Annotated in this window: 11 protein-coding genes and 2 pseudogenes; all 13 read left to right on the top strand. The window is 37.8% G+C overall.

The genetic code is table 11. The annotated features are described in order from the left end of the window. Window positions 1-414: pseudogene (locus MFLO_RS15970) on the top strand (hypothetical protein); the annotation flags it as partial. A gap of 155 nt (window positions 415-569) precedes the next feature. Continuing rightward, window positions 570-1,577, top strand: coding sequence for a leucine-rich repeat domain-containing protein (locus MFLO_RS06180; RefSeq protein WP_206538313.1), 1,008 nt, complete (start codon window positions 570-572; stop codon window positions 1,575-1,577). A 10-nt stretch (window positions 1,578-1,587) separates the two neighbouring features. Beyond that, window positions 1,588-2,763, top strand: a complete 1,176-nt coding sequence (locus MFLO_RS06175; protein WP_036097074.1) for an InlB B-repeat-containing protein — start codon at window positions 1,588-1,590, stop codon at window positions 2,761-2,763. Window positions 2,764-3,057: 294 nt separating this feature from the next. Further along, window positions 3,058-5,010, top strand: coding sequence for a GW domain-containing glycosaminoglycan-binding protein (locus MFLO_RS15040; protein ID WP_077913169.1), 1,953 nt, complete (start codon window positions 3,058-3,060; stop codon window positions 5,008-5,010). 166 nt (window positions 5,011-5,176) lie between these two features. Beyond that, a complete protein-coding gene (locus MFLO_RS06165; protein ID WP_036097072.1) occupies window positions 5,177-5,620 on the top strand; it encodes a DUF3997 domain-containing protein in 444 nt (147 codons plus the stop codon). Between the two features lie 309 nt (window positions 5,621-5,929). Further along, complete coding sequence (locus MFLO_RS06160) at window positions 5,930-6,241, top strand: hypothetical protein (protein WP_036097070.1); 312 nt, start codon at window positions 5,930-5,932, stop codon at window positions 6,239-6,241. A gap of 111 nt (window positions 6,242-6,352) precedes the next feature. Beyond that, window positions 6,353-6,700, top strand: coding sequence for a DUF3997 domain-containing protein (locus MFLO_RS06155; protein WP_036097068.1), 348 nt, complete (start codon window positions 6,353-6,355; stop codon window positions 6,698-6,700). A 112-nt stretch (window positions 6,701-6,812) separates the two neighbouring features. Then, complete coding sequence (locus MFLO_RS17195) at window positions 6,813-7,052, top strand: ribonuclease domain-containing protein (RefSeq protein WP_077913170.1); 240 nt, start codon at window positions 6,813-6,815, stop codon at window positions 7,050-7,052. A 5-nt stretch (window positions 7,053-7,057) separates the two neighbouring features. Then, window positions 7,058-7,195, top strand: coding sequence for a hypothetical protein (locus tag MFLO_RS15560; protein ID WP_156065835.1), 138 nt, complete (start codon window positions 7,058-7,060; stop codon window positions 7,193-7,195). Beyond that, the gene (locus MFLO_RS06145; protein WP_051993530.1) at window positions 7,195-7,542 is read left to right on the top strand and encodes a DUF2716 domain-containing protein; all 348 of its coding nucleotides are present in this window, start codon (window positions 7,195-7,197) and stop codon (window positions 7,540-7,542) included. Before MFLO_RS15560 ends, MFLO_RS06145 begins: the two co-directional genes overlap by 1 nt. Before the next feature lie 163 nt (window positions 7,543-7,705). After that, window positions 7,706-7,915: a hypothetical protein gene (locus MFLO_RS15680; protein ID WP_036097066.1), complete on the top strand. Its 210-nt coding sequence runs from the start codon at window positions 7,706-7,708 to the stop codon at window positions 7,913-7,915. Further along, window positions 7,875-8,570: a HEAT repeat domain-containing protein gene (locus tag MFLO_RS06135; protein WP_036097065.1), complete on the top strand. Its 696-nt coding sequence runs from the start codon at window positions 7,875-7,877 to the stop codon at window positions 8,568-8,570. Before MFLO_RS15680 ends, MFLO_RS06135 begins: the two co-directional genes overlap by 41 nt. Window positions 8,571-9,092: 522 nt before the next feature. Then, window positions 9,093-9,806 (top strand): annotated as a pseudogene (locus MFLO_RS06130) (RHS repeat-associated core domain-containing protein); the annotation flags it as partial. Window positions 9,807-9,972: the final 166 nt, after the last annotated feature.

The following is a 9,972-nucleotide window of genomic DNA, read 5'->3' as shown; positions in this document are numbered from 1 at the left end:
TTGGGGTGGAATACACAAGCTGATGGGCAAGGGAAATCTGTTTCGGCAGGAGAAGACTGGTCCGATGCGGCGCAATCTGTTCTGTATGCACAGTGGAAGGCCGATACCATTATGGTCGATCCACTTCCTGAGCCAACCCCAGATCCAGATCCACAACCACAACCTATAGATCCAATGGATCCAGTTGACCCTGAGCCCCCAGTTCAACCTGAACAGCCGACACCTGAAAGAGGGGACATAACACAAGAATCTGTTGAGTCACACGATCCTATTCTGTCGAGTCAAGAGTCTTCTCCTTCAGGGGGAACTCCAGCGAAACTACCTCATACTGGAGATCGGCCTTTCCCTATGGGTTTAGCTGTTGGTTTAGGCAGCGTATTTCTGTATCTGGGAATTCGGCGATTATTGAAATAAAAAAGCCCTTCCGAGGGAGTGGTTGTGAGAGATGTGAAGAGAATTGACAAACCTGTTTTAAAAAAGCGTAACTGGAACGCGTGAAGGAGGATAGACTGAAAAAAGGCGAAGCCATGCGATTAAAAGAGGGAATGGAAGGGAGAAAAGAGATGAATATGAAAAAGAGTTGGGCGGTTGTCCCGACAGCAGCGTTATTAGTGAGTTTAGGGAGCCCAATGGTGCAGGCGGTGGAGTCAACAGGCCAGGAAAAGGGACCTAATCAATCTCTTGCCGTTTCGAAGGCAGCGGTTGAACCTGTCGCTTCAAAAGGGATTCAAACACAGGCAGAAGATCCGAACGAAGTCAAAAGCATTGACGAATGGATTCCAAACAATCCAAGCCTTGCACTGCGTGTGAAAGAAGAAGTGCTGGGTGAATTTGAACCGAGCAATCTGGTGTCTCGGAAGCAATTGGAAAGTTTGGAACGTTTAACACTCGAGTATTGGGGAGACGATAGTCTAGCAGGGATTGGCGTATTAAAGGGATTGCAAACCTTGAACATCTATGGAGATGTGAAAGATTATACCCCGCTGCGAGGATTACCCAATCTATTAGTTTTAAACTTGTATGGTACGAATTGTACCAATTTGGATTTCTTAGAGGGAATGGCTCCTTTAAATAATTTAATGGTTCAGACAACAGAGTTAACGAGTGTGGAAGGATTGCGTCACCAAACAGCGTTAGCAACGTTAGACATTAGTAACAATTCAAAGGTTACGGATTGGAGCCCACTAAATCAATTAACCACGCTTCGAGGATTAAATGTGGCGTATTGTGGCATTGATGATTATTCGTTTATCCAAAATATGACGAAGTTAACGCGTCTGAACTTGGATGGGAATCCGATTACGAAAGTAGAAGGGCTTCAAGCTCTACCTGATTTGAAATTCTTAACGTTAGGTTCTACTCCATTAGAAGATTTTAGCGGTTTAAAAGGATTGGATTTGATTCGATTGAACGTAAGCCATACGGGCATTCATCGTGCGGAGGACTTGGCACTTATTGAAGACATGATCAATCTAGAAGAACTGTATATGAGTGACAATCAACTGACAGAAGTTCCTTCGTTTACGAAGTTGACGAAGTTAAAAAAATATCGGTTTAGCACACAATCAACTAGCTGATGCGCGTTTTGTGAATGAGCTTCCATTAAACGCGACCGTGACTTTGCAATACAATCAGATTGTCGATTTATCAGTGATTGAAAACTTTGCTGCACATACTGATTTAAGGTTACAAAACCAAGAAGTAACCTTACCTTTCCGTTATGTACGGGGAGATGAACCTATTTACGTAGATAATGTATTGATCAAACCGGATGGTTCTTCTTTCACTGATTTAGTCTATGGAGGATATAGTGGAAATCCCCGCCCAACAAATTTTGGTGGTTATGATGCGGAAAAGAATCAGGTTTATTTTTATAATCTAGAAACCTTAGAACATCGATTTCCTAACCGAGAAGTTATTTATGCTCAAGTAGACCCAAACTATCCGAAGTATGGGGTATGGGTAAGGATTCCTTTTGAGTTTGCGGAGAATCAAACGGTGACCTATGATCCGGCAGGGGGCGAACTAACTTCCGATGACACACAACAAGTCTTTCCGGGAGAAAAAGTGACAAAACCGAATGCCCCAACACGTGAGGGCTATACGTTTGAAGGATGGGCATATGAAACAGAGGAAGAAACAGTACTTTGGGATTTCGAAACCCAGACGATGCCCAATTCCCCGTTAACGCTTCAAGCCACGTGGTCTATTCAGTCGTATGCCCTACATTACAACGCGAATACGATGGAAGCGGTAACGAATGTACCAGAATCTCAATCTTTTACCGTAGAGAACTATCCTTCTGTTCCAACGGAAACGCCTACTCGGGAAGGGTATACGTTTGGAGGATGGAATACCCAACCGGATGGGTTAGGAGAGACCATCCAACCTGGAGAGAGTTGGTCTGAGTTGACTGAAACTACGCTTTATGCGCAGTGGAAAGTGAAAGACTGGATCAACCCGACCCCAGATCCGGAACCAAAACCAGATCCAGATCCAGATCCGATCCCAGAACCTGATCCTACGCCGTTCGATCCAAGTCCGAGTCAACCGGAGAATCCAGGTGGACAGCTAGAGGATAATCCTGAAGGGACAACGGGAATCAAAGACGGGACGTTCGTGACAGTACCAGCAAAGGAGAAAGAAACGGAAAACAATTCTACCCCAGTGCGTCTTCCTCAAACTGGAGACACTCCGATTCTTCCTTATCTTGGACTCGGAACCTTGTTCCTGCTCCTTGGTTTACGGAAGTGGATAAAATAAGGGAATCCATAAAGTCTTAGTAAAAGAGCCTATACAGGCTCTTTTTTTGGCTTGATAAATGAAGAAAGAAGTAGAATAGCCTGACTAGCTCGGCTCCTTTAATTGATGATGATCCTGTCACAATGAATATAATGACAGTTCAATAGCATAGCAAGTGATCTTTGCTTCTTTTTTTCAAAAATAAAACGAGAAAAACAACAGTAAAGTTATACATTTCTGAAAATTCATTGTGTTGAAAAGGAGTATCAAGTATACTAGAGAGGGAACAGAAAAAAGAAAAAAGGGAGAGCAAACATGAAAAACAGACGTGTGTTAAAAAAAGGATTGTTACTTGGGATTTCGGGAATGATGGTGGCATCAGGATTGGTTGTGTATCCTATGCCGCCTAACGGTACGACAAGTAGTTCACGCGCAGCCACCGCCTATGATACAATTGACTATAATAAGGTGGTTAATTTGGATGCGAATATCGCCTATCCAGAAACGAATGCGTTTTGGTCAGCGCCTTATTATTCGGAAGGTTCCACTTTTGTCGCGAGTGCTACCGCAACAGCGTATGCCAAAAAAGATGTCAAATTGGTAAGGGAAGCGAAAACAGCGCGTGGAATCTATTATCAAGTGAAAATAGGAAACCAACTCGTCGGATGGTTAGATAAACGGGCTTTTACTTTTTATACCATGCCGACCAGTAATGAGGTTTTTAATCGACCGGCGATTGTACAAACCGTAACCGGACATGCAGCATGGACAGAGCCATACGGACAAATGGGCTCCACTCGAATTGGCCCGGCTAGTGACTATTTGAATAAACAAGTCCAGTTACTGAGAAAAGTGGTAAACCCGAATAGTACGTATTACCAATTCAGCTTGAATGGGAAAACCATAGGGTGGATGGATAGCCGCGCTTTTGATGTCTATGATGTGATCGAGAGTAATACGGTAGTGGATATGACAGGAGTCATTGCCAATGGGGCTACGAATGCGATTTGGACAGAGCCTTACCGAGTTATTGGAACCAAGTTGGTTGCGCAGGCAACCGCTTATCAGGATAAAAAAGCCGTGATACATCGAATTGCGAAAACGACACGTTCCACCTATTATCAAATTAGTGTAGACGGTAAGCTGTTAGGTTGGATGGATCAACGGGCCTTTAATGAAATCCATGTCGCTTATTTGACAAACCAGGCTGTGACCCTTCGAGCAGATCGAAGTGATTCCTCAGCGGTTGTTGCGAGTGTCGAACCATTTGCTGAAGTGACAGGTGTTTTTGGAAGCACTCAGAACGGTTGGATAAAAGTAAACTATGCCGGAAAAACGGGCTATGTGAAAGTAGCAGATCTTACTGAAAAAAATAAATTTACTGAGATTATTTCTGAGAAAAAAGTGAATTATGGCGCAGGAGTCATTCTCGGAAATGAATTCATTTATGAGAAGAATGTTTACAATGCACCTGGAGCTAGCAAAAAAGGCGCAAGTTCAGAATATCTTAACCAATTCTATCAGGTAGATATGGAAAAAGTAACTGCCGATTCAACAATTTGGGCACATTTAGTCTATCCAAATGGTGAAGAACTGGGATGGATTAAGAAAGCGTCATTAAAAACAATCTCAGCTGCAACTTTTGATGAACTTATAAAATTTTTAACCACTTATCCGGATTACAAAACTTACTTTGAAGGTATTTTTGATGATACGAAGCTGGATAATGATTTAGATACTTTAATTAGAGAAACTATCGTGGAGTTATCTAAAATGGAAAAAGAAAGTCAAATAGAAATGGAACAACTTCAACAAGAATATACTGAATTAGCCGTGAATCCATTAAACCCTGAAGAGGATCAACAACCAGATGAGAATGGGGTCCAATCAAGAAATATTGGGACAGCGTTAGCTGCTAGGGGAGCGTATACAGCAGGGATGGCTTTGGTCGCAAAAAAAGGGAACATCATCACTGCGAATTATATGAAGCATGCTCAAGTCCCTTATGGGATAGCAGGTTGGCTATATAAACCAAAAAATATTACGCATAAAAATGATAGTGTGGCTAACCGAGCATACGGACATCGAGGCTTTTTCTTTACGATCAATGGAAAGTTTGAGAAAGAAATGCTTGAAAAAGGAAAAACTAATGCTACGGTAACAGGTAGTTATGTATTTGAATCTGGAGCAGATAGTGATCTGCATACAGCTTTTAACAAAGTTAAATATACAGCAACTTTCAAAAAAAAGAAAAAATGGTACTTATAAGGTTCAAGTCGTAATTGATGATAAATTCGATTTTGCATGGGGAAAGTATGACAATTTACAAGTTGGATTTGGAAATAATTATTGTGTATGGATGACGAACTTAGGATTAATTAAACCATTTAAAATAAAAATTATCAAAGATGTTCAATAGAGAAGTGGTGATTTGATGAAGAAGATTCTAGGATTACTTGTAGTAATGATTTTAATCTTGTCAGGATGCGCGGGCTCGGCTGATTACGCGATTAAGGTTAATGATAGATATGAAATATGGCAAATTTATCCAACTTTACACGTTATTCATGATAACGAGAATGGAGAAATCCAACTTGATAATCATACAAATTCAAGTTCGGATAGCAGTGATAATATTGTAAAATTGAACTGGGATAAGGATTTTCTGATTGCTAAAACAGAAACCGAAGAAGAATCAAATAAATGGTTTAAAAAACATGAAAATCCAACATATTGGCTATTGGATCTTGAAAAAAATCAACTGACAGGCCCAATCAAAAGTGAAACTGAATTTAAAAACATTTTGAAAGAAAAGAAAATTGATTTAGAATTGATGTCCTATGAAAAACGTATTAAAGATGAAGAAAAAATTTATTAGAGGATCATCCATATCTTTTTACTTCGCTAGTTATAAAATAAAGAAGTCTTGAATTTATGCGTAATAGAATTTAAAAAGGAGAAGAGAAGGGGGAGGTGAATCCCCTTCTTTTCTTATATTATTTGCTCAAATGAAACTATATCATATCTGGGAAACTAAGCACAGCATACACAGAAGAGGGAGTATTTTCGGCCTTTCTAAATGGTCTTGATCAACACTAAACGATAAAGTAGGTAGATGAATTGAAAAAAAATTGTGTATCTATTAAGTATATTTGGATGCTTTTTCATAGTAACTGGCTGTAGTTGGATGGAAGATGGTGATTTTAATGTAAAAGTCACAGACAAAAGCATATTAACTAAAACGAGCAATGATGTCATTTTCTATGCTTGGATTCAGGATGGAAAAAATCTTATTATTGAAGATCCTCTATCTTGGGTGAATTGGAATAAAAAATATTTGATCGCCAAGTCGGATCAAACGGATGACCAATTTTACTATGATCTTCCAGAAAAGACTCCTCTCTTCTGGATCTATGACTTCTCACAGGATGACTTGTCTAAGTTTGAGACAAAAGTCGCTTTTGAAAAAGCATTAAAAGAAAAAAAAGATTTCACTTAAACTGATTCGTACAAAAGAAAAGATGTTACAAGCTCCAGATAAAATATACAATAAAAAAAGATTTATTTTACGGAACACTGGGATAGAAGGTAGATATAGTTGAGGTGACGTATGAAAGAAATAAAAAAAGCTTTTATATCATTAATTAGTTTGCTTGTATTGAGCGGTTGTGCGTTTGGACCAGGAAGTGGAGACTATAAAGTGGCCATTACAGAAGGTGTTTATTTCATTCGAGTTAATAGTAAAGAAACGTCGCTTTACCGAGGTACCGAGGATTATATTGGAACAGCTATTATTCCAGATGCGATTCAAAAGGTGAATTGGGATGACGATTTTTTAATCGCGAAATCAAAACGTTACGCAAGTGGTTCATATGAGACTGTGGAAGAAGAGAACTATTGGATTTATGACATTCAAAAAAATGAAACAAAAAAAGTTTGCATCGGAGCAAGCCTATGACGAGAGCGTAGAGGAACTTCATATTAATATGAAGTTAGTTGAGTTAGATAAGAGGTTAAGATTCGTTAAAAAGAATTATGATTAAAAGGAGTATTTACAAGGGTCGAATCCTATCCAGTATTATGAAGGGAAAGGGCATAAACCAAAAGGATATTCTAGTGGGAAATTCGGCAATAAACAAAAGAAATTACCAACTAGAAGAACCTACACTGAATTTGATATATACAGGAAAAATGGCAGAACGAATAAGACAAGAGGAAACAGAGGACGACAAAGACTTGTGAGATCAAATACTGGGAAATGGTACTATACTAATAATCATTATAGTTCTTTTAGAAAAGTAAGGAGATAGTAAAAATGAAGATTTTGGAAGAAGAAAATGAAAAGACTTTATGGAGAAAAATAGGCGAAATTTATAGCTTTAAGAATTATAACTATAAAAAAATTGAACCTAAAAATTTAATCTACACTGTAAAGCAAATAGATGGAACTTGATGTTATTTTCGTATGATAAAAATGATAGAGTATCAAAATTATATATAGAGTCTGGAGAAAAATTGAAAACAGCTTTTGAAAGTTGTTTCCCTAACGGTATCTATATATTGAATTGGGAACATGAGTGCTATGAAGTAAATTCTTATGAAAATTTTCCTATTAAAGATGAAGATGGATCATGGAAACCTAATTTTCTACCTGAAGGGGATACAGTATTCTTCCTATCAAAAAATCTTCTTTCTGGATGGATAGCTGATTTTAACAATGGTTCTATTATTATAGTAGGAGAAAAATTTATTGAAACGATTAGGAAACTAGATTTTGAATTTCTTAATTTTGACAGGTAGATGGATTTCCTATGAATGAATTGTTAATGCAATATAATGAACTATTAGATATACTGGAAAAGAAAGGGCTTTAGACAAATGATGTTTAAAGCCCTTTCTGGATGTTTTTAGGGCTTAATACTGATAAATATGATATTGAGGCGAACTTGGAAGCGAAGCGCAAGTGAATTTTTCAAAGAGGGAAAAAATTACTGGAGATGATTCAGGGTTGAAAGATTCTGTAGCTGGACAAAAAGGAGCGGAACTTCATAGAACCCCCTCGAAAAGTAATAAGTCAAAAAAAGCCAATAAGAAACCCAAAAAAGAAAAAAAAGTATTAAAGGAGTTCATTTATGAACGCAAAAGAGATAATAAAAAGAATAAAGAATACTAAATCAATTGATGCAAAAAAGCAACTAATAAAAGGGCTAGGAAAATATGCTAAAGGAAAAACAGTTCAATCCTTTCTGTTAGGTTTGACAGAAAATCAAAATGAGGAAATAAGAGCAGCAGCAGTTGATTCTTTATTAATCAATAAGAAAAAAGTTGTGAAAATGAAGATTGTTAAACACTTAGAGGATATAAATCTAGTGAAAGTAAAATGTTTTGAATACATTGGTTATCACAAGATGTCTCAATTTTTGCCGTTACTTGTAAGTTTTCTTGTAGATGAAGATTTTTGGGTGAGGTATTATGCCGTTTTAAATATAGGGGATATGGGAGACGAAAGCTACCTTGAGATTGTGAAGCAACATTTGGAAAATGAACAGAATGATGTTGTAAGAGCAGGTTATTTCTTTACTTTGTTTTTGTTAATAGACGAGGAACAGGAGTGGCGTTTTTATATTAGACAACTAGAAAATTTACTTGTAAATTCTCAAAATAATGTGGCTCGTTTTGTTACTATCAATTTTTTGATAGATGTTGCAACAAATATTGGAACGGAGCAGGTGGAACAACTCTTTAAACAATGCTTATTGGTCGAATCTGACCTAGAAAATCAGGAAACTTTAAAAAATGGTATTCGGTCAGTAAAGTATTGGAGATAGTGGTTGGAAAAAGCAGATTTATAAGATTTAATAAAAGGAGAAAGAAGAAATAGGGAGGATAGGAAGTGGTTAAAAGGGTTACTTCTAATGAATTAAAGCATTAATAGATGAATTATATATCGCTGAACAGAGCATTCCTCAGTAGGTTTTTCGGGGAGCAGTTTCGACATATGTATTTGATTTGAAGAATTTTATGGATCATAAGTTAAGGACATACTGAATTTGTCGAAAAATGAAGATGCCAAAAATCTTGTTTGGTTACCCCATATAAGTGTTCCAAGAGAAACTGAAATTATAGAATTAATTCAAACGAAAATCCAGAAGATTTTGGTGACTGTTAAAAAGGCTTTGGGATAATGGTGCCACTTTATTTCTTTTATTGGATTACGGGTGTTTATTCAATGACAAGAAAAGCTAGATTATTCATTTTTCCATAGAGTTACAGATTGCTGTACTGGGGATTTTTCTGAAGAAGTAGATATTAAAGTGGACTCGCCAAATGTAAAAATGGCATATACATACGTTGACAGGGTTGTCACGAATTATCATTATGATGGCGATAGTATCGATGTCTTGTATGAGACAGATGCGGCTGGAAAGGTAACACGGCAGTATGTGTATTCGGATGACAATGTTCGTCTTGCGATGAAGATGAATGGGAAGACACTTTATTATCACTATAATGCGCATGGGGATGTCGTGGCGCTGACGAATGAAGCAGGAATGCTCGTTGCGGAATATACGTACGATGCTTGGGGAAATGTGCTTTCAGATACGGCAACGACCGCGGAAGCGAAGGCGAATCCTTATGGGTATGCGGGTTACACGTATGATAAGGAGCTTGGTCAGTATTACTTGATGGCGCGGTATTATGAGCCCGAACAAGGCGTATTTACGGCATATGACCCAGATCCGGGGGGTGAAGATGATCCTCAGACGATGAATGGGTATAATTATGCGAATAATAATCCAGTGATTTATTTTGATGGTGACGGAAATATGGCATATGCAGCTGTTGCAGGTGCAGCTTTTGGACCGATTGGTTGGGGGGTAGCACTTGGAGTTACTGCCGCATGGGCTGGGTATAAAGTTTATAAGTGGCATAAATCAAAAAAAGGAAGTAACTATTCTTATAGTAAGAGTAAAAGTAAAGGAAAAAATAAGGGAAAGAAAAAAAATAAAAAAATAAAGTTTATTAAAAAAGAAAAAAAGTTAAACAATACGAATCAAATGTGACAAGACAACAGCTAGAAGGTAGATTAAGAAAAGGAAAATGGAAAGTAACTAAGGGAAGCAAAGGAAGTAAAATATATACCCGAAATGGAAAAAAATAACGACAAGATCTCATTCTTCTGGTGGGGAACCGACTGCTGAATAATGGGGAAAAGGAAAAAGAAAACCG

It is taken from the genome of Listeria floridensis FSL S10-1187 (assembly GCF_000525875.1).
Classification (GTDB): Bacteria; Bacillota; Bacilli; order Lactobacillales; family Listeriaceae; genus Listeria; species Listeria floridensis.
This window is presented reverse-complemented; position numbering and strand designations above follow the sequence as displayed.